Genomic DNA, 20,370 nt, shown 5'->3' with positions numbered 1-20,370 from the left:
CCCCACTCCCCCATGTATCCCAAAGGGCCGCTGAGCCCGCTGGGCACAGGCAGTGCCAGCAACGGCGACGTGGCCTCGCTGGAGACCACGGGCGATCTGTGGGTACGCATCCGCCAGGGCTTTGCCATGCCCGACCTGGACCAGGATCTGGTCAAGGACCGCGAGCAGTGGTACGCCAGCCGTCCCGACTACATACAGCGCATGACCGAGCGCTCCAGCAAATACCTGTTCCACATCGTCGAGGAACTGGAGCGGCGCAACATGCCCACCGAGCTGGCGCTGCTGCCCTATATCGAGAGCGCCTTCAACCCGCAGGCCGTCTCCACCGCCAAGGCGGCCGGCATGTGGCAGTTCATGCCGGCCACCGGCACCTATTTCGACCTCAAGCAGAACGCCTTCCGCGACGACCGCCGCGACGTGCTGGCCTCCACGCGCGCCGCTCTGGACTACCTGCAAAAGCTCTATGACATGTTCGGCGACTGGCACCTGGCCCTGGCCGCCTACAACTGGGGCGAAGGCAGCGTGGGCCGCGCCATCAAGCGCAACGAGAAGCTGGGGCTGCCCACGGGCTACACCGACCTGCAGATGCCGGCCGAGACCCGCATGTACGTGCCCAAGCTGCAGGCCGTCAAGAACATCGTGGCCAACCCCGATGCGTTCAACACCGAGCTGCCGGTGATCGAAAACCACCCCTACTTCCAGACCGTCACCATCACCCGCGACATCGACGTGGAACTGGTGGCCAAGCTGGCCGACGTATCGACCGAGGACTTCAAGGCGCTGAATCCCAGCTTTCGCAAGCCGGTGATCTTTGCGGCCGGCACGCCGGAGATCCTGCTGCCCTGGGACAACGCCAAGGTGTTTCGCCGCAACATGCAGGCCTTCGACGAAGGCCAGTACGCGAGCTGGACCGTCTGGACCGTGCCCTCCACCATCAGCGTGGCCGAGGCGGCCCAGCGCGTGGGCCTGGGCGAGTCCGACCTGCGCGCCCTCAACAACATTCCGCCGCGCATGCTGATCAAGGCCGGCTCCGCACTCATGGTGCCGCGCGGCGCCAACGTGCGTGCCGACGTGGCCGGCCACGTGGCCGACAACGGCCAGATCAGCTTTGCCCCCGAGATCATCACGCGCCGCACCACCATCAAGGCACGCAAGCGCGACACGCTGATCAGCGTGGCCAACCGCTACGGCGTCAGCGTGTCCAACCTGGCGGACTGGAATGACCTGAAGTCCTCGGCCACGCTGCATGCAGGCCAGTCGCTGGTGGCCTATCTGCCGGTACGCGCCAGCAGCGGCGGCAACGCCCGCGCAGCCAAGTCCACGGGAACCGCACGCAAGGTGGCCGTTCAGCCGCAAAGCCGCAACGCCAAGACGGCCGTCACCACGGCACAGCGCGGAGGCAAGCCATCCAAGGTGAAAAAGCGCTGAGGAATCCCTCTGGCACCCGCGTCACGGAGCCCGCTTTCGCGGGCTTTTTTGCGTGCGGCCGCCGGGCTCAGGTGTGAAAGCGCTGGCGGGACTGGCGCACGAATTCGTTGGTGTACGAGCGCTCCAGGTCAATGCCGCCGCGCGCCAGCGCAGGGTCGAGCCGGACCAGCGCACGCAGGGCCGTGGCGGGGCCGTCATCGGGCATCATCCCATCGGGCGAAATCGTGGTGCGCATGTGCTCGAATGCCGACAGATAGGCGCGCCGGGAGCCCAGCAGATAGGGCGCAGGCACGGCCCGCAGCACATCCATGGGCGCGGCAGTCTGCAGCCACTTGAGCGAGCGCACCATGGCGTTGCTGAGCGCCTGGGCCTTGGCCGGGTTCCTGCGCAAGAAGGCCTGTGTCGCATACAGCGTGCCCGAGGGCATGGAGCCGCCGTACAACTGCGCGCTGCTGCGCAGATCACGCAGGTCCCGCACGATGCGCACGGCGCCCTTGTCCTCCAGCACGCTCATCAGCGGGTCCGCATGGCACAGCGCATGCACACGCCCGGTGCGCAGCGCCTCCATGGCATCGGGCCCCGAGCCCACGCCCACCAGTTGCACCGCAGCGGGATCCAGGCCATCGCCCAGCAGCATCAGCTGCATGGCCCGGGCCGTGGATGCGCCCAGCGAGGAAACACCCACGCGCCGCCCGCGCAGATCGGCCAGCGTCTGGTAGCGCGGCATCCAGCGCGCAGCCACGCCCAGCGCGATCTGGGGTGCACGCCCCTGCACGACGAAGGCCCGCAGCTGGCTGCCGCGCTGCTGGGCAAGAAGCGTGTGTTCATAGGCGCCCGCGCAGACATCGGCGGCGCCCGACTCCAGGGCCTGCAGCGACTGCGATCCGCCTGGATAGTCCTCAATGCGCACGGCCAGGCCTTCGGCCTCGAAATAACCCAGCTGCTGCGCAATCACCAGCGGCAGGTAGTACAGCAGGCCCTGGCCGCCCACGGCAATCGTCAGCAGCTCGGCCGAGCCGAGCACAGGGAGCGACCAAAGAGGAGCCAGCCCCAGAAGGCTCAACAAGGTTCGGCGATCAAGCACGTGGGAAGACATGATGGTTATTTTGCTGCAGTGCAACACGATCATGCCCAGAGCCCGCATACGCAGCATCGGTGCTTGCCCGTACGTGAAACACCGCAGGGCCTGTGGTGCAGGCCCTGCGCGGGACGAGGGCGCCGGATGCGGCCGCAGGCCTCAGCGGTAGCCTGCGAAAAACAGCAGCAGATTCACCACCAGGGCCAGGGCCCAGGCCAGACTGCGCAGCGTGGCGCGGTCCATCACATAGAAGGCTATGTAGGCGATGCGCAACACCACGAAGGCCACGGCAAGGCCATCGACCCGCGCCGCTGGCGCGCCCAGTTGCCAGGCAACCAGCAAGGCGCCAATGAAGAACGGCAGGCACTCGAAACTGTTGGCCTGCGCCGCATTCGCCCGCGCCTGGTAGCCGGTCTGCTGGGCGAGCCAGGCGCGGGGGTCGTGGTTGTCGAAGCCGCGCTGCCCCGGCCGGTGCTTCATTCCGGGCGCCTTGGCGATGTAGGCGCAGACCAGCGGCAGCAGGGCCGCCACCAGCAGGCACCAATGGGCAAGGGAAAAACCGCCGGGCGGCAGGACGACAGAGGTCGGCATACGGGCTCCTGATGAAAAGACAAGGAATGCTGGCCGCCTCCACCACTACCGGCGATCCACCAGCGCATGGGCGATCGTACCCAGGTCCACGTACTCGAGTTCGCTGCCGATGGGCACGCCGCGCGCCAGCCGCGTCACATGGATGCCGCGCGCTTTCAGCGCCTCGCTGATCGCATGGGCCGTGGCCTCGCCCTCGGCCGTGAAACTGGTGGCCAGGATCACCTCCTGCACCTTGCCGTCGCCAGCGCGCTCCAGCAGGGATGACAGATTCAGGTCGCGCGGACCTATGCCGTCGAGCGGCGACAGCCGCCCCATCAGCACGTAGTAGTAGCCGTTGTAGGCCCCCGTGCGTTCCATGGCCCCCATGTCGGCAGGCGCCTCCACCACGCACAGCCGGGCCGAGTCGCGCCCGTCGTCCTGGCAGATGGAGCAGATGCGGCCTTCGGTGAAGGTATGGCAGCGCTCGCAATGGCTTACCGACTCCACGGCCGTGGTCAGGGCACGGGCCAGCTGCCGCGCGCCGTCCTGGTCGCGCTGCAGCAGGTGAAAGGCCATGCGCTGCGCAGACTTGATGCCCACGCCCGGGAGCCTGCGCAGGGCTTCGATCAGACCATCGAGCGATTGCACATCCGACATGGCGGCTTCCTTTCAATGAAGAAGATTCTCAGAAAAAAAGCGACCTGCAAGGGCAGATCGCTCGATGGCCGCTCAACGCAATTGAGTGGCTGGGGAAACCGTCACGGCCTCTCCCGGCTGTTCGGCACAACCTCTCGGGGCCAGCCTCAGAAAGGGAACTTCATGCCGCCCGGCAGGCCGGGCATGCCGGCCGTGAGCTTGCCCATCTTTTCGTTGGAGGTTTCTTCTGCCTTGCGCACGGCAGCGTTGAAGGCGGCAGCCACCAGGTCTTCCAGCATGTCCTTGTCTTCGGCCAGCAGGCTGGGGTCGATGGTGATGCGCTTGACGTCGTGCTTGCAGGTCATGACCACCTTCACCAGGCCCGCGCCGGACTCGCCTTCCACCTCGATGTTGCCCAGTTCATCCTGGGCCTTCTTGAGGTTGTCCTGCATGGCCTGGGCTTGCTTCATCAGGCCGGCCAGTTGTCCTTTGTTGAACATGTGAGTTCCTTCTTCTGTAGGGTAAAAACGAAACGCTCTAGAGCGTGTCAGGGCTGAATGGATACGGGCTTGATACTGCCAGGCACGATTTTCGCGCCATGGCTGCGGATCAGGGTCTGCACCAAAGAATGATTCATCACGATGTCTTCGGCAATGCGCTGACGCTCATGGCTGGCCACCGCATTGCGCCGCGCGGGGCTGTCCACCACGGCGCCCTGCTCGACATGCAGCTGCCGGGCCAGGCCGGCAGCCTCCAGCGCCGCACGCAGGCGCTCGCGCGTGGCGGGCTGGGCCAGCGAGCTGCTTTCCACACGCAGCGTCCAAGTATCGCCCTCGCGCGCCACCAGCTGCGACTGCAGCGCCAGCTGGCGCGCCAGCGCAGTGACGGCCTCGGCATGCACCAGTTGCTGGACGGCAGCGTGCCAGACATCGCCCTCGGCCGTGCGCTCCACGGTCGGCGCGGGAGGCGCATCCGGGGACTGGCGGCCACGTTCGGGAGCGAAGTCCTGCACATCGATCTGAGTGTCGATCTGCGGTTCGGACTGCCGTGCCACGGCAGCGGCAGGCGGCTCCAGGGCCAGATCTCCGTCATCGATCCAGCGGCCTTCGTCGGCCCAGCCTTCATCGGGCATCCCGGCCCAGGCACCCTCGTCCGGCGCATCGGCATCCTGCACCGGCGGCGCCTCATCGGCAGAAGAGTCTTCGTCTTCCTGCACATCGTCCACAGGCTCGTCCAGGGGCTCCTGGGCGACACCGGCGGCCGGCTTCAGCTCTGGAGCAGCGGAAGGCCTGGCCTCCTGGACAGGCGCAAGCACAGGTTCCGGCCTGGCAACTGCGGCCACGGCCACGGGCGCCTGAACAGGCGCTGGAGCCGCAACGGCTTGCACCACGGGAGCGACCACGGCGGGCGCAGCGGTCACGGGAGATACGACAGGCGCGACAGGAGCAGGAGGCGCGACCGGGACGGGCATGGCCGCCTTGGCTGGGACAACGGGGGCCTCGGGCACAGCGGGCTGTGCGGGCCGCGTCTGCGCAACGGTCGCGGGAGATTCAGGCTTCGCCGTGGAGGGGGTCAGCGCTGGAGTTTTTTTTTCAGCCGCGCCCGGGGCGGGCTCTGCAGATTGCGGCTTGAACGCCAGCAGCCGCAGCAGCGCCATGGTCAGCGCCGCGTACTCGTCGGGTGCCAGGCCCAGTTCGGCCCGACCATGCAGGCAGATGCTGTAGAGCAGCTGGGTTTCGTCGCGCGGCATCAGCAGCGCAAGACGGGCAATTTCAGCGGCCTCCGGATCGCTGGCGTCGGCGGCCATCTGTGGCACAGCCTGCGCCACAGCCATGCGTTGCAGCACGGCGCACATTTCCTCCAGCGTGGAGGCTGCAGACAGGCCGTTGCGGCGCAGCGCCTCGGAGGTTTCCACCACCACCTGGCCATCGGCCTGGGCGAGTGCCTCGATCAGGCGGAACACATGGCTGCGGTCCACGCTGCCCAGCATCTGGCGCACCATGGACTCCTGCAGCTGGCCGCTGCCAAAGGCAATGGCCTGGTCGGTCAGCGACAGCGCATCGCGCATGGAGCCGCGCGCGGCGCGAGACAGCAGGCGCAGGGCCTGGGGTTCGGAAGCCACGCCTTCCTGGCCGAGCACCTGGCCCAGATGCTCCAGCACGGTCTCGGGCGCCATGGGCCGCAGGTTGAACTGCAGGCAGCGGCTGAGCACGGTCACGGGCACCTTCTGCGGATCGGTGGTGGCCAGCACGAACTTCAGGTACTCGGGCGGCTCCTCCAGCGTCTTGAGCATGGCGTTGAAGGCTGTGTTCGTGAGCATGTGCACTTCGTCGATCATGAAGACCTTGAAGCGTCCCTGCACCGGCTTGTAGACGGCCTGCTCCAGCAGGCTTTGCACCTCGTCCACCCCGCGGTTGGAGGCGGCGTCCAGCTCGGTGTAATCGGGAAAGCGGCCGCTGTCGATTTCGGTACAGGCCGCACAGACGCCGCAGGGCGTTGCCGTGATGCCGCCCTGGCCATCGGCGCCCTGGCAGTTGAGCGACTTGGCCAGAATGCGCGAGACCGTGGTCTTGCCCACGCCGCGCGTGCCGGTGAACAGATAGGCATGGTGCAGGCGCTGCTGCGTCAGGGCATTGGTGAGCGCCTGAACGACATGCTCCTGCCCCACCATTTCGGAGAAATTGCGGGGGCGGTATTTGCGGGCCAGCACAAGATAAGACATCCCGCGATTCTACGGGGCTGAGCACCCTCGCCCGGTGCGCCCCGGTTTGGCCAGCCTTGTCGCCCGGGCAGCCCGGTGTTTGCCCCTATAATCGAGAGTGACGGGCCTCCTCGCATGGGGAAGCGGCCAACCGGGTCAGGTGGGGAACCAAGCAGCCCTAACCGTGAAACCAGTGCCGAGGGCAAGGCTCGTCACCTTCCATTGAACAGCAGGCCCTGCGGGCGCCTGCCCCGTCCACGCCCGCAGCGGCCCTTCTCTCCTCAACGCGTCTCGCCATCCACCTTCAGATAGCGGGCAACGCCCTGTGCCGCGTGCACGCCGCTGGCCATGCATGCCGTCAGCAGGTAGCCACCCGTGGGAGCCTCCCAGTCCAGCATTTCGCCGGCACAGAAAACGCCAGGCGCAGCCACGCACATGCCATTGGCATCCAACGCCTGCAGCCGCACGCCACCTGCGGTGCTGATGGCCTCGTCGATGGGCCGGGCCGCCACCAAGGTGATGGGCAGGGCCTTGATGGCCTGGGCCAGCCGCGCGGGATCGGCCACGCCGTCCTTGCCCAGCACCTCATGCAGCACGGCGGCCTTGATGCCGTCCAGGCCCAGGCGCCCCTTCAGATGGCTGGCCAGGCTGCGTGAGCCACGCGGATGGCGCACCTCCGCCAGCACGCGCTCGGGTGTCAACTGGGGCAGCAGGTCGAGATGGACGGTGGCATGCCCGTCGCGCGCAATGGCTTCGCGCAGCGCGGCAGAGACGGCATAGACCAGGCTGCCCTCCACGCCCGTGGTCGTGGCCACGAATTCGCCCTTGCGCGAGAAAACGTTGCCCTGGCCATCATCAAAGGACAGCGCCACCGACTTGAAAGGCTGGCCGGCAAAGCGCTCGGTGAAATAGGGGCTCCAGCCGCGCGCAGGCTGGGGGCTGGCCCCCAGCAGCTCGGCCATGAATTCCCGGCGATCGATCTGCCCGCCCGGCGCCGCACCGCCCAGGCCCACATCGAACCCGCAGTTGGAGGGCTTCAACGCAGCGACTTCCACGCCGCGCTGCTCCAGCCAGGGCATCCAGGCGCCATCCGAGCCCAGCCGCGCCCAGCTGCCGCCGCCCAGCGCCAGCACCACGGCCTTCGCGTGCACCTGCAGCCGCCCTTCGGGGGTATCAAAGCCCAGCGCATCGCCATCCCGCCAACCCAGCCAGCGGTGGCGCGTGTGCAGGACCACGCCCTGGGTCTGCAGACGCACCAGCCAGGCACGCAGCAAGGGCGCAGCCTTCATGTCCTTGGGGAATACGCGGCCCGAACTGCCCACAAAGGTTTCCACGCCCAGCTCGCCGGCCCAGGCACGCAGCTGATCCGGGGGCAGCAGCTCCAGCCAGCGCGAGACCTCGGCACTGCGCTCGCCATAGCGGGAGACAAAGGCGGGCAGGTTTTCGGAATGGGTCAGGTTGAGCCCGCCCTTGCCGGCCATGAGGAACTTGCGTCCTGCGGAGGACTTGGCCTCGAACACATGGACAGTCAGCCCCTTGCCGGCCAGCCCTTCGGCCGCCATCAGGCCCGCAGGCCCGGCGCCGATCACCGCCACATCGCAGTCCATCGTGCGCGCCGCCGCGCTGTGTTCAAAAGCATCCATCACATCAGTTCCCATTCCAAGCTCGCATTCAACTTTGCGCTGCCGGCAGACTCATATGCCTGCAGCGCGGGCGCGCAGAATACCCTGCCGCAGGCCGGCCTGCGCGCAGGCGCCACTAATTCCCGATGACCCCGCAACCCTGCTGCCGCCCCGTAAACAGCTATGACAGTCATAGCATCCAGCTACCGCCCATACGGTGCAGCAGGTGATAGGTTTCTGTCACAATCATTTCGCGGTGCGGATTTTCCTGCGCCTTCCTCATTGCGAAAAATCAAGGACATCACCCATGGCCAGCGAACTGATCAAACACATCTCCGACGCAAGCTTTGAAGCTGACGTCTTGCAACCCGGCTCCACGGTGCTGGTCGATTACTGGGCCGAATGGTGCGGTCCCTGCAAGATGATCGCCCCCATCCTCGACGAAGCAGCCCAGACCTACAAGGACAAGCTGTCCATCGCCAAGATGAATGTGGACGAGAACCGCGAGATCCCGGCCAAGTTCGGCATCCGCGGCATCCCCACGCTGATGCTGTTCAAGGACGGCCAGCTGGCTGCCACCAAGGTCGGCGCCCTCAACAAGGCACAGCTGTCTGCTTTCCTGGACCAGCACCTGGCCTGATTCTTCTGACTGCCCCTACACCGGGGCAGCCAAACATGCGGCCCGGCGCTGACCGCTGCACCGCATCGCACTGGCGCACAAACCCTGCGCCAGCGCAAATTTCCCTATGACCTGCGGATTTTTTCCTGTCATAATGCCCTTCATCACCGGCCTTATGCATCGAAGGCCGCGCTGAGACCCTCAGGCAAGCCAGCCCACTTCCACAGTGTTTCGCTTGGCTCAACGCCTCCCCCTGGTTTCTTTCCACTCCGTTCTGGAGTCTCTCCATGCACCTTAATGAACTCAAGGCACTGCACGTGTCTGAAGTCCTGAAGCAGGCCGAAGCGCTTGAGATCGAAAACGTCGGTCGCATGCGCAAGCAAGAGTTGATGTTCGCCATCATCAAAAAGCGCGCCAAGGCCGGGGAACAAGTGTTCGCCGACGGCGTGCTGGAAATCCTGCCGGATGGTTTCGGCTTCCTGCGCAGCCCCGACACCAGCTACACGGCCAGCACCGACGACATCTACATCTCGCCCAGCCAGGTCCGCCGCTTCAACCTGCACACCGGCGACATGATCGAAGGCGAAGTGCGCACACCCAAGGACGGCGAGCGCTACTTTGCCCTGACCAAGCTCGACTCCGTCAATGGCGGCTCGCCCGAGCAGAACAAGCACAAGGTGCTGTTCGAGAATCTGACCCCCCTGTTCCCCACCCAGCAGCTGCGCCTGGAGCGCGAGATCAAGGGCGAGGAGAACATCACCGGCCGCATCATCGACATCATCGCCCCCATCGGCCGCGGCCAGCGCGCGCTGATCGTCGCGCCGCCCAAGAGCGGCAAGACCATGATGATGCAGAGCATCGCCCACGCCATCACGGCCAACCATCCCGACGTTCACCTGATGGTGCTGCTGGTCGATGAGCGCCCCGAAGAAGTGACCGAGATGCAGCGTTCGGTCAAGGGCGAGATCATCGCCTCCACCTTCGACGAGCCCGCCACGCGCCACGTGCACGTGGCCGAGATGGTGATCGAGCGCGCCAAGCGCCTGGTCGAACTCAAGAAGGACGTGGTCATCCTGCTGGACTCCATCACCCGCCTGGCCCGCGCCTACAACAACGTCGTGCCCTCGTCGGGCAAGGTGCTGTCGGGCGGCGTGGACTCCAACGCGCTGCAGCGCCCCAAGCGCTTCTTCGGCGCGGCGCGCAATGTGGAAGAAGGCGGCTCGCTGACCATCATCGCCACGGCCCTGGTCGATACCGGCAGCCGCATGGACGAAGTGATCTTCGAAGAGTTCAAGGGCACGGGCAACAGCGAACTGGCCCTGAACCGCCGCCTCTACGAAAAGCGCGTGTTCCCCGCCATCGAACTCAACAAGAGCGGCACGCGCCGCGAAGAACTGCTGCTGGCTCCCGAGATCCTGCAGAAGACGCGCATCCTGCGCCAGTTCATGTACAACATGGACGAGATCGAGGCCATGGAGCTGATGATCAAGAACATGCGGGCCACCAAGACCAACGTGGACTTCTTCGACATGATGCGCCGCGGCGGCTGATCTCAGAGATCCAGCCCACGGCACCTGCGAACGCCTCGCTCACGCGGGGCGTTTTGCATTCAGCTCACCATGCAGCGGCAGCCGTACCCAGGGCGCAAGCCGCACGCTCCCAGTGCATGGGGGCGCCCGCCACCTCCACCGGCGCCCGCAGGCGCCGCGCGGGCCCCCAGGAAGTGGCCTCGACGGCCGCGCCGAAATCCGCACAACGGTCCACCGGCGCCAGCGTGCAGGAGTCCGGATCACCGACGCCCTGGCCCGCCAGGAGATGGGCCGTGCGCGCCAGCGAGGCTTGCACCGTGCTGCCGCCCAGCCCCTGGCTGCGCCGCACCAGCGCCATCACCACGGCGGCCGCCATCAGATAACCCGTTGCATGATCCAACGCCTGCAGCGGCAACGGCGTGGGCCGGTCGCGACCCAGCTGACGCATGCCCGCATCGGCAATGCCGGCGCTCATCTGCACCAGACTGTCGAAACCGCGCCGCTGCTGCCAGGGCCCGCTCCAGCCATAGGCATTGAGCGACACGTCGATGAGCGAAGGATTCACCTGCCGACGCCACGCGGCACCGAATCCCAGGCCTTCCAGCGCGCCGTCCCGGTAGCCATGGACCAGCACATCGGCCCCGACCAGCAGTTGCTCGAACACGGCACGATGCTGTGGCGCCCGCAGATCCAGCCGGGCACAGCGCTTGCCCAGCGTGACCTCGGGCACCGTGCCGGGCTCCTCCCAGCCCGGCGGATCGATGCGCAATACCTCGGCGCCGTGACCCGCCAGCCATCGCGTGGCAGCGGGGCCGGCCAGAATGCGCGTCAGGTCCAGCACGCGCAGCCCCTGCAGCGGCCGCCTGGCCGATGGCTGCCAGGCACCCGCATGCCGGCTCGATTGCGGATGCGGATGTGGATGCATCTGCCACGCCAGCAAGGGCTCCCGCTGCACTGCGCGACCCTGCGGGTGCGCGGCCCATTCAGACAGCCCGCGCATGGCTGCAGCACAGCCGCCTTGCGCCACAACGGCCGACTCCAGTTCTTGTGCTGCCCAGCGCTCGACCGCGGCAGCCACGGCCTCGCGTTCGGCGGGCGCATCCAGAACGGCCAGTGCCGCTGCACGGTGATGGGGCGCATTGGTATGCAGGCGAATCCAGCCGTCCGCCGTGCGGTAGTCGCCGGCCACGGAATCCCACAGCGCGGGCATCTCCCAGCCCTGCGGATGCAGGCTATGGCCAAACCACAAGGAGGCAAGCCTGCGATCCACCACCACACGCGGCGCTGCAGCGTCGAGCTGCGCGATCAACTCGGATAGGCAAAGGCCTGCCACGCCCAGGCTGGCGGCCGCCAGATCGGAGACCGGGAACACGGAGGCCAAGGACCCACGACCTCGCTGCTCCAGACGTTGGAGCGCCACCGGATCACCACCCAGCGCCTCCCAGATCTGGCCGGTGCAATGGTCGAAAGCGCAGGGAAAAGGGAGACGGGACATGGAGCACTCCTGGCAGCTGAAACAAGGCTTGGAGTTCGCACCATAGGTTCCTGGTAAATATTGTCAATATTGATTCAATTAATCAACATATGATCGACCCATGCCCGACTACCTGAACTCCACCGAGGCCACCGCGCTGCTGGGCGTGAGCCGTGCCACGCTGTACGCCTATGTCAGCCGAGGCCTGCTGCAGGCCCACGCGGCAGACACGCCGCGCCAAAGCCGCTACCTGCGCGAAGAGGTCGAGCAGCTCGCACGCCAGCGCGGCCAGGGCCGCAAGCCGCGCGAAGTGGCGCAGGCCGCGCTCAGCTGGGGCCTGCCGGTACTGGAGTCCACGATCACATTGATAGAAAAGGGCCGCCTGTACTACCGGGGCGAGGACGCCGTGCACTGGGCGCGAACCCGCACGCTGGAGGAGACAGCCGCCCTCCTGTGGCAATGCCCGACCCAGGCAGCCTTCGCTGCAAACGCCGTGGAGGCCGCGCCTTTGCTGTCCGACCTGCAGCAGCGCATGGCAGGCCAACCGTGCGAAAACACATTGCTGCCCCTGTTCACCGTCGCCAGCGATGACACGGCCACCGCTGCCTGGCAGCAATCACCCGAACGGCTGGCAGCAGGCTGCGGTGCGCTGTTGCGCCTGCTGGCTGCCTGCCTGCTGGGCACCGTGCCGGACAAGGCCGCCATCCATCTGCAATGCGCACGGGCCTGGAAGCTGGACGCGCCAGGCGCGGACCTCGTGCGCATGGCCCTGGTGCTGTGCGCCGACCATGAACTCAACGCATCAGGCTTCACGGCGCGCTGCGTGGCCTCCACGGGCGCAAGCCTGCGCGCTGCCGTGGTGGGAGGCCTTGCCGCCTTGACAGGCGGGCGCCACGGCGGCACGACCGCGCGCGTGGAAGCGCTGTGGGACGAGGTGGGCGAGCAGCAGATCGCCACCCGCCTGCGCCAGCGTCTGGCGCGCGGCGAATCCCTGCCCGGCTTCGGCCACCACCTCTACCCAGATGGCGACGTGCGTGCCGCCCTGCTGCTTGACATGCTGCCGGCGCATGGCCCGGCAACGATGCTGACCAAGGAGGTGATGGCGCTGACGGGGCAGGCGCCTTCGGTCGATTTCGCGCTGGTGGCCCTGCGACGGCATCTGCAGCTGCCGCCGGGCAGCGCCTTCGGCCTGTTCGCGCTGGGCCGCTGCGCCGGCTGGCTGGCGCAGGCGCTGGAGCAGCGTGCCACCCGGCAAATCATCCGTCCGCGCGCGGCGTACACGGGCCCCAGGCCTGACGGTTTGGCACGGAACTGAGCACTATGCGATAATGCAGGGCTTTTTCTTGCGGAAAGTACGCTTGATTTGAACCGCTACAAAGGTTGCAGCGGGTCAGGCACGGCTACCGCACTTGCATCAGAAGGAAAGATCATGAAAGAAGGCATCCACCCCAACTACCGCGAAGTGCTGTTCGTGGACCTGTCCAACGGCTTCAAGTTCGTGACCCGCTCCTGCGTGAACACGAAGGAAACCGAAACCTTCGAAGGCAAGGACTACCCCCTGTTCAAGCTGGACACCTCGTCCGAGTCGCACCCCTTCTACACCGGCACGCAAAAGTCGGTGGACAACATGGGCGGCCGTGTGGAGCGCTTCCGCAACCGTTTCGGCAAGAAGTAAATCCTGCTTCTCCGGCCAAAAGGGCAGCACGGGCAACCGCGCTGCCCTTTTGTTTTTCGCAGTCCGGCCAATCCATGCCGGCCAGGCATGCCCCATTCTTTTCGAGGCCCTTGCTTCGCGTATTCTTGCGCCCTCCGTTGCAGAAAGTCCTGTGAGTGAACCAGCCCACCCCTGCCATCGTTGCCCAAAGCGCCGTGCGCCGCCTGCCGCGCTGGTCGCTGCTGCTGCTGTGCCTGGCCTATGTCGTGCCCGGATATGTGGGGCGCAGCCCCTGGCGCATGGCCGACATGGAGGCCTTCGGCTACATGCGGGAGCTGGCCCTGGGCCATACCTCCTGGCTGGCACCGCGCATGGCGGGGCTGCTGCCCGAATCCGAAGGCCTGCTCTCGTACTGGCTCGGTGCGCTGGCCATGCAGGGAGCACCTTCCTGGCTGCACCCGGAGATGGCGGCACGCCTGCCCTTCATCGCCATGCTGGTGATCACGCTGGCGGCCACCTGGTGGGGCGTGTACTACCTGGCGCGCACACCGGGCGCACGCCCCGTGGCCTTTGCCTTTGGCGGTGAGGCCCAGCCTACCGACTATGCGCGCGCCATGGCCGACGGAGGGTTGCTGGCCCTGGTGGCCTGCCTGGGCCTGGCCCAGCTCTCCCACGAAACCACCAGCTACATGACCCAGCTGGGCTGCGCGGCCCTGCTGTTCTTTGCCGCCGCCGCCATGCCCTACCACGGCCGCACGGCCACGCTGGCATTGCTGCTGGGCCTGCCCGGCCTGGCACTGAGCGGCGCGCCGACCGTGGCCACGCTGTTCGGCCTGGGCGGTACCGCCATGGCTTTCTTCTCGCGCACCTGGGGCGACGAAGCCACGCCCGCCCCACGCGCATCACGCCTGTGGACCGTGCTGTGGCTGGCGGTGACGATCTTGGCGGCCGCACTGTCCTGGTGGCTGGACCAGTGGGCCTGGCGCGTGGTGGACAGCGGCACTGCCAAGGAATGGCAAAGCCTGGTCAGGCTGCTGCTGTGGTTCAGTTGGCCCGCCTGGCCGCTGGCACTGTGGACGCTGTGGGTCTGGCGTCGCCAGATCGCCACGCCCCGGCGCTATCCCCATCTGGCGCTGCCGCTGTGGTTTGCCATCATTCCGGTGATCGCTTCGTTGAGCACGCTGCCAGCAGACCGCGCCCTGCTGCTGGGCCTGCCCGCCATCGCCACGCTGGCGGCCTTTGCCCTGCCCACGCTGCGCCGCAGCATCAGCGCCCTGATCGACTGGTTCACCCTGCTGTTCTTCAGCGCCGCGGCCATTGCCATCTGGGTGATCTGGCTTTCGCTGCAGACCGGCATTCCCGCCAAGCCCGCCGCCAATGTGGCAAGGCTGGCCCCGCAGTTCACGCCGGAATTCTCGGTGCTGTCCTTCGCCGTGGCGGTGGCTGCCACCCTGGCCTGGTGTGTGCTCGTGGCCTGGCGCACCTCGCGCAACCGTGCGGCCATCTGGAAGAGCCTGGTGCTGCCCGCCAGTGGCGCCACGCTGGCCTGGCTGCTGCTGATGACGCTGTGGCTGCCGCTGATGGACCATGCGCGCAGCTTCGAGCCACAGATGCGCCTGGTACTGGCCGAACTGCCCAGGGACGGCAGCTGCGTTCAAACCTATGGCCTGCCGCGCGCCCACATTGCCGCGCTGCGCTACTACGGTGACATCGATACCCAGCGACTGAGCATGGCCGGTGCCGCGCGCTGCGACTGGATGGTGGCCGAGGAAGAAACCTGGCTGGATCCTCACAGCGCACGTCTGCAGGCCACCTGGGAGACCGTGGCCCGCGTGGTACGCCCCACCGACCGCAAGGACTTCCTTCTGGTCTTGAAACGCAGGCCTGAGGCGAGGCCCGTCCAGGTCAAGCCATGAACCTGCCAGCGCACGCCCCCCTGAGCGCTGAGCGACGCACCATTGCCCAGCATGCCTTGACTGTGCTGGCCGGGCAGCTGGCCGTGATGGCCTTCGGCGTGACCGACACCATCGTGGCGGGCCGCTATTCAGAGGAGGCGCTGGCGGCGCTGTCCGTGGGATCAGCCATCTTCGTGAGCGTCTACGTCTCGCTGATGGGCATTTTCCAGGCCCTGCTGCCGCTGTGGGCCGAGCACCGCGGCGCCGGACAGCCCCAAGCCATAGGCCGCACGCTGCGGCAGGCCATGTACATGCTGCTGGCGGCCTGCGCCGTGGGCATGGGCGTGCTGCTGTTTCCCGATGCACTGCTGCGCTGGGCCGATGTTCCGCTGCCGCTGCAGGTGCAGGTGCGGGCCTATCTCTCGGTGCTGGCCTGGAGCCTGCCGGCCGCCCTGCTGTTTCGCATCTACAGCACGCTCAACCAGGCGCTGGGCCACCCCTTGCTGGTGACCTGGCTGCAGCTGGTGTCGCTGCTGATCAAGATCCCTTTGTCCATCTGGCTGGCCTTTGGCGGAGCCGGCCTGCCGGCCTTGGGCGCCGAAGGCTGCGCCTGGGCCACGCTGATCGTGAACTACGCCATGGTCGCGCTGGCCTTGTCTTTGATGCGCAGCCAACGCCTGTACGCACCGCTGGCGCTGTGGCAGCGCATGGAGCCGCCGGACTGGCCCCAGCTGGCGCAGTTCGCGCGCCTGGGCATTCCTGCGGGACTGGCGATTCTGGTGGAGGTGACATCGTTCACGCTGATGGCCTTGTTCGTGGCGCGCCAGGGCACGCTGGCCTCGGCCAGCCACCAGATCGCCGCCAACCTTGCAGCGCTGTGCTACATGGTGCCTCTGTCACTGGCCATTGCCACCAGCGCACGGGTCAGCTACTGGCGCGGCGCCGGCGACGAGGTCACGGCGCGGCGCCTGGTCGCCATGGGCTGGCGATTGGCGGCAATGGGCGGGTTGGTGCTGGCCTGTGCACTGTTCCTTTCCCGCGAGGGCCTGGCCCGCATCTACAGCGGCAACCCCGAGGTGGTGGCCATCACCGCCAGCCTGCTGGCCTGGGTGGCTGCCTACCATGTGGCGGACGCCATCCAGACTTTCTGCATCTTCGTGCTGCGCTGCTACCGCATCACCGTGGCGCCGCTGGTCATCTATTGCCTGCTGCTATGGGGTGGCGGTCTGGCCGGCGGATACTGGCTGGCCTATGGCACGGACAGCGTCCTGCCCGCCTGGCTGCACCCGGGCACGCCCGCCCCCTTCTGGGCCGGCAGCGCCTGTGCGCTGCTGGTGACCGCCGTGGTGTTCAGCGCGGTCGTACGCAAGGCCACAAACCGCTGAGCGGGTAGCGGCCATCCGTCAGAGCGCGCTATGCGGCGCGGCTGCCCCGGCTGTCGCTGCTGTCACGGGCCTCGGGCGCAGGAATGCGCACCCGGCTGGCCGGAAAGGTCACCGAAAACTCCGATCCCTGGCCCGGCGCGCTGGTGATGCCCAGCTTGGCACCATGGCGCTGCAGCACATGCTTGACGATGGCCAGGCCCAGGCCCGTGCCGCCGGTATCGCGCGAACGGCTGCGGTCCACGCGGTAAAAGCGTTCCGTCAGGCGCGCCAGGTGCTTGGGCTCGATCCCTGGCCCGGAGTCCTGCACGGCAAAGCGTGCCGATCCATCGGGCAAGGTCTCCCAGGTGACGTCGATGCGCCCGCCTGCCGGTGTGTAGCGCATGGCGTTGGCCAGAAGGTTGGAGAAGGCGCTTTGCAGCTCGGCGCTGGCGCCAGCCACCTCGCCGGCCTGCGCCAGCATCTCGGCCGACGGAAAGCTCAGCGCATGCGGCAGGGATTGCTTGCGCGTCAGCATGGACGACAGGCCGCGCGCCTCGTTTTCGCAGCGCTGCATGAGCTGGGCCACGGGCACCCATTCGTTGCTGCTGGGCAGCGGACTGCCCTCCAGGCGCGACAGCGCCAGCAGGTCTTCCACCAGATGCTGCATGCGCTCGGCCTGCTGGGCCATCAGGCCCAGGTAGCGGTTGCGTTCCTCGGGCTCCAGCGGCAGGTTCTGCAGCGTCTCGACAAAGCCCACGAGCACGGTCAGCGGCGTGCGGATTTCATGCGAGACGTTGGCCACGAAGTCACGGCGCATGGCCTCGGCCTGCTCCACCGCGGTCACATCGCGCGCCAGCAGCAGCTTGCGCCCTTCGCCATAGCCGTACAGTTGCACCGACAGCTTGACGGGGCGCGAGGCCGTGCTTTCGCGGCCCTGCATGACCAGATCGCGCGAGAAATCCTGGGTGGCGAAATAGGCGCTGAACTCGGGGTCGCGCACCAGGTTGCCAATGCTTTGCAGCAGGTCGCGTTCGGCATCGAAGCCGAACTGGCGCGCCGCGATCTGGTTGCACCATTCGATGCGGCCGTCGGCATCCAGCAGGACCACGCCGTTGGGACTGGCCTGCAGGGCAGAAAGAATGTCATTGAGCCGCTGGTCGCCCTGCTGCACCTGCTGCACGCTCTGGCGCAGCCAGCGGCGCATGCGCACGCTGGCTTCTCCCCAGATGCCGCTGAGTTCAGGCGCCTCCCGCAGCTCCGACTGGCGCAGCCAGGACAGCAGGCGCATGGCGTTCCAGCTGTCCACCAGCCACCAGATCCAGCCCGCGCACAACGCACCCGCCAGGGCCGCCACGGCCTGTGACGCCATGCCAGGGCTGGAGGCCGCCATGGCGCCCCACAGCCACCATCCCAGCAATGCGCCCGCGATCTGGGACGCCAACAAGCGAAAACCTCGCCAACCCATACTTGCGCCTTCTTTGCGTTGTATTCGCTGCCTGGGGCAGCGGCGCCCGGGCATGGCCTGCGGGGGCCATGCGTGGATTCATTGGAACGCAGGACCGCCTCAGGCCAGCGCCTGCGCGCTGAGCCGGTAGCCGGCGCCCCGCACCGTTTCGATCAATGCACCGGCCATGCCCAGCGCCTCGCGCAGCCGCTTGACGTGGACGTCCACCGTGCGCTCCTCGATGAAGACGTGATCGCCCCAGACCTTGTCCAGCAACTGGGCACGGCTGTGCACACGCTCGGGGTGCTTCATCAGATAGTGCAGCAGCTTGAACTCGGTGGGGCCCACCTTGATCATGTCGCCCTGCCAGCTCACGCGGTGCGCGGCGGCGTCGAGCACCAGCTCGCCGATGCTGACCTTGTCCTGGATCTGCTCGGGCGCGCGGCGCCGCAGCACGGCACGGATGCGCGCCAGCAGCTCCTGGGTCGAGAAGGGCTTGGTGATGTAGTCATCGGCACCCGCATCGAGCCCCGCCACCTTGTCCGGCTCATCGCCGCGCGCCGTGAGCATCAGGATGGGCACGGCCTTGGTGCGGCTGTCGGCGCGCCACTTGCGCGCCAGGGCCAGACCGCTGGCACCGGGCAGCATCCAGTCAAGCAGGATCACGTCGGGCAGCACGGCATCGAGCTCGCGCTGCGCGGTCACGCCGTCCTCGGCCCAGACCGGCTGGAAGCCGTTGTGCCGCAGGTTGACAGCGATCAGCTCCGCGATGGCGGGCTCGTCCTCGACGATAAGGACCATGGGCATCTTCTTCATCCGTTGTTCGCCTCCGGCACTTACAGCACTGCCGACTCGATGGCATCCATGGTCTGGTGGCGGACATCCTTGCCCTCCACCAGATAGATGATCAGCTCGGCCACATTCTTGGAATGGTCACCGATGCGCTCAATGGCCTTGGCCAGGAACAGCAGGTCCAGGCTGGCGGAGATGGTGCGCGGGTCTTCCATCATGTAGGTGATGAGCTTGCGCACGAAGCCGTCGAACTCCTGGTCGATCAGGTCATCTTCCTTGAGGATGGCCACGGCCGCCTTGGTGTCCAGGCGCGCAAAGGCGTCCAGCGTCTTGCGCAGCAGGCCCGAGGCCATCTCGGCCGCAGTGCGCAGGTCGCCCGTGGGCAGGGAGCGTGCGGCGCCGCTTTCGATGATGGACTTGACCATGCGCGCCATCTTGTGCGCTTCGTCGCCCATGCGCTCCAGGTTGGCCGTGGCCTTGGAGAAGGCGATCAGCAGGCGCAGATCGCGCGCCGTGGGCTGGCGCCGGGCAATGATGGACGACAGTTCGTGGTCGATCTCCACTTCCATGGCATTGACGCGCTTTTCTGCGGCATCGACCTGCTCCACGGCCTCGATGCTGAAGCGCGACAGCGCATAGACGGCCTGGCGGATCTGGGACTCGACCAGGCCGCCGAGTTCCATGACGCGCGCCGAGACGCGGTTGAGTTCGCTGTCGAACTGGCTGGAAAGGTGTTTTTCGGTCATCGATGGCTCCTGCTCAGCCGAAGCGGCCGGTGATGTAGTCTTCCGTTTCCTTGCGCTGGGGCTTGAAGAACATCTGCTCGGTGTCTCCGAATTCCACCAGGTCGCCCAGGTACATGTAGGCCGTGTAGTCGCTGCAGCGGGCCGCCTGCTGCATGTTGTGCGTGACGATGACGACGGTGTAGTCGTTCTTCAGTTCGGCAATCAGCTCCTCGATCTTGGCCGTGGAGATCGGGTCCAGGGCCGAGCAGGGCTCGTCGAGCAGCAGCACTTCGGGCTTGATGGCAATGCCGCGTGCAATGCACAGGCGCTGCTGCTGGCCGCCGGACAGGCCCGAGCCACTTTGCTGCAGCTTGTCCTTGACCTCGCCCCACAGGGCCGCCTTGCGCAGTGCCCATTCCACACGGTCGTCCATGTCGGAGGAGCTGAGGTTTTCAAACAGCTTCACGCCGAAGGCGATGTTGTCGTAGATGGACATGGGAAACGGCGTGGGCTTCTGGAACACCATGCCGACCTTGGCACGGATCAGCGCCACGTCCTGCTTGCTGGTCAGCAGGTTCTCGCCGTCCAGCAAGATCTGGCCTTCGGCGCGCTGCTCGGGATACAGCTCGAACATGCGGTTGAAGGTGCGCAGCAGCGTGGACTTGCCGCAGCCCGACGGGCCGATGAAAGCCGTGACCTTCTTTTCGGGAATGTCCAGGTTGATGCCCTTCAAGGCGTGGAACTTGCCGTAGTAGAAGTTCAGGTCGCGCACCGTCAGCTTGGAAGAGGTCAGCGCGCTGGAAGAGGTCGCAGTCATTGCGGAATCCTTGTCCTGGTTG

18 protein-coding genes and 1 other RNA gene are annotated in these 20,370 nt (G+C 66.8%); 8 read left to right on the top strand and 11 right to left on the bottom strand.

Annotation, left to right across the window (positions count from 1 at the left end):
* The coding region (locus GRX31_RS06325) for a transglycosylase SLT domain-containing protein (protein ID WP_160851915.1) at nt 1-1,428 on the top strand (1,428 nt) is incomplete at its 5' end.
* 67 nt (nt 1,429-1,495) lie between these two features.
* Here the strand turns inward: GRX31_RS06325 and GRX31_RS06320 are convergent.
* From GRX31_RS06320 to dnaX, 5 genes are all read right to left on the bottom strand, one after another.
* Nucleotides 1,496-2,581, bottom strand: coding sequence for an ABC transporter substrate-binding protein (locus GRX31_RS06320; protein WP_016447445.1), 1,086 nt, complete (start codon nt 2,579-2,581; stop codon nt 1,496-1,498).
* Nucleotides 2,582-2,665: 84 nt separating this feature from the next.
* Complete coding sequence (locus GRX31_RS06315) at nt 2,666-3,097, bottom strand: MAPEG family protein (RefSeq protein ID WP_016447446.1); 432 nt, start codon at nt 3,095-3,097, stop codon at nt 2,666-2,668.
* Between the two features lie 45 nt (nt 3,098-3,142).
* Nucleotides 3,143-3,733, bottom strand: a complete 591-nt coding sequence (recR, locus tag GRX31_RS06310) for a recombination mediator RecR (protein ID WP_034365541.1) — start codon at nt 3,731-3,733, stop codon at nt 3,143-3,145.
* Between the two features lie 146 nt (nt 3,734-3,879).
* Complete coding sequence (locus tag GRX31_RS06305; RefSeq protein ID WP_012206701.1) at nt 3,880-4,212, bottom strand: YbaB/EbfC family nucleoid-associated protein; 333 nt, start codon at nt 4,210-4,212, stop codon at nt 3,880-3,882.
* A 47-nt stretch (nt 4,213-4,259) separates the two neighbouring features.
* Complete coding sequence (gene dnaX, locus GRX31_RS06300) at nt 4,260-6,434, bottom strand: DNA polymerase III subunit gamma/tau (RefSeq protein ID WP_160851913.1); 2,175 nt, start codon at nt 6,432-6,434, stop codon at nt 4,260-4,262.
* Between the two features lie 99 nt (nt 6,435-6,533).
* Here dnaX and ffs point away from each other — a divergent pair.
* Nucleotides 6,534-6,630, top strand: an RNA gene (gene ffs / locus GRX31_RS06295) — signal recognition particle sRNA small type.
* A 64-nt stretch (nt 6,631-6,694) separates the two neighbouring features.
* Here the strand turns inward: ffs and GRX31_RS06290 are convergent.
* Nucleotides 6,695-8,071, bottom strand: coding sequence for a TIGR03862 family flavoprotein (locus GRX31_RS06290; RefSeq protein WP_160851911.1), 1,377 nt, complete (start codon nt 8,069-8,071; stop codon nt 6,695-6,697).
* 271 nt (nt 8,072-8,342) lie between these two features.
* Here GRX31_RS06290 and trxA point away from each other — a divergent pair, with 271 nt between their 5' ends.
* Nucleotides 8,343-8,675 carry a thioredoxin TrxA gene (trxA, locus tag GRX31_RS06285; RefSeq protein WP_016447450.1) on the top strand — a complete coding sequence of 111 codons (333 nt, stop codon included), beginning with the start codon at nt 8,343-8,345 and terminating at the stop codon, nt 8,673-8,675.
* A gap of 266 nt (nt 8,676-8,941) precedes the next feature.
* Nucleotides 8,942-10,204: a transcription termination factor Rho gene (gene rho / locus GRX31_RS06280; protein ID WP_016447451.1), complete on the top strand. Its 1,263-nt coding sequence runs from the start codon at nt 8,942-8,944 to the stop codon at nt 10,202-10,204.
* A gap of 64 nt (nt 10,205-10,268) precedes the next feature.
* On the opposite strand, the gene GRX31_RS06275 is transcribed toward rho, so the two are convergent.
* Nucleotides 10,269-11,678 (bottom strand): CoA transferase, encoded by a 1,410-nt coding sequence (locus GRX31_RS06275; RefSeq protein WP_160851909.1) that lies wholly within the window; start codon nt 11,676-11,678, stop codon nt 10,269-10,271.
* A 100-nt stretch (nt 11,679-11,778) separates the two neighbouring features.
* Between GRX31_RS06275 and GRX31_RS06270 the strand changes: the two genes are divergently transcribed.
* From GRX31_RS06270 to GRX31_RS06255, 4 genes are all read left to right on the top strand, one after another.
* Nucleotides 11,779-12,972, top strand: a complete 1,194-nt coding sequence (locus tag GRX31_RS06270) for a citrate synthase family protein (RefSeq protein ID WP_160851908.1) — start codon at nt 11,779-11,781, stop codon at nt 12,970-12,972.
* Nucleotides 12,973-13,086: 114 nt separating this feature from the next.
* Complete coding sequence (locus GRX31_RS06265; RefSeq protein ID WP_012206708.1) at nt 13,087-13,332, top strand: type B 50S ribosomal protein L31; 246 nt, start codon at nt 13,087-13,089, stop codon at nt 13,330-13,332.
* A gap of 155 nt (nt 13,333-13,487) precedes the next feature.
* Entirely contained in the window at nt 13,488-15,227 is a 1,740-nt protein-coding gene (locus GRX31_RS06260; RefSeq protein ID WP_016447454.1) for a hypothetical protein, read from the top strand.
* Nucleotides 15,224-16,591 carry an MATE family efflux transporter gene (locus tag GRX31_RS06255; protein ID WP_151019255.1) on the top strand — a complete coding sequence of 456 codons (1,368 nt, stop codon included), beginning with the start codon at nt 15,224-15,226 and terminating at the stop codon, nt 16,589-16,591. Before GRX31_RS06260 ends, GRX31_RS06255 begins: the two co-directional genes overlap by 4 nt.
* 28 nt (nt 16,592-16,619) lie before the next feature.
* Here GRX31_RS06255 and phoR read toward each other — a convergent pair whose 3' ends face one another.
* The 4 genes from phoR to pstB all read right to left on the bottom strand — a co-directional run bounded on the left by phoR (nt 16,620) and on the right by pstB (nt 20,348).
* Nucleotides 16,620-18,014 (bottom strand): phosphate regulon sensor histidine kinase PhoR, encoded by a 1,395-nt coding sequence (gene phoR, locus GRX31_RS06250; protein WP_016447456.1) that lies wholly within the window; start codon nt 18,012-18,014, stop codon nt 16,620-16,622.
* A gap of 120 nt (nt 18,015-18,134) precedes the next feature.
* Entirely contained in the window at nt 18,135-18,830 is a 696-nt protein-coding gene (gene phoB / locus GRX31_RS06245; RefSeq protein WP_016447457.1) for a phosphate regulon transcriptional regulator PhoB, read from the bottom strand.
* A 20-nt stretch (nt 18,831-18,850) separates the two neighbouring features.
* Nucleotides 18,851-19,552, bottom strand: a complete 702-nt coding sequence (phoU, locus tag GRX31_RS06240; RefSeq protein WP_016447458.1) for a phosphate signaling complex protein PhoU — start codon at nt 19,550-19,552, stop codon at nt 18,851-18,853.
* Between the two features lie 13 nt (nt 19,553-19,565).
* Nucleotides 19,566-20,348 carry a phosphate ABC transporter ATP-binding protein PstB gene (gene pstB, locus GRX31_RS06235; protein WP_016447459.1) on the bottom strand — a complete coding sequence of 261 codons (783 nt, stop codon included), beginning with the start codon at nt 20,346-20,348 and terminating at the stop codon, nt 19,566-19,568.
* Nucleotides 20,349-20,370 lie beyond the last annotated feature (22 nt).

The organism is Delftia sp. CH05 (assembly GCF_009827015.1).
Taxonomy (GTDB): Bacteria; Pseudomonadota; Gammaproteobacteria; order Burkholderiales; family Burkholderiaceae_C; genus Comamonas; species Comamonas tsuruhatensis.
Note: the sequence above shows the minus strand (reverse complement) of the source record. Positions and strands in the feature narration are given on the sequence as shown.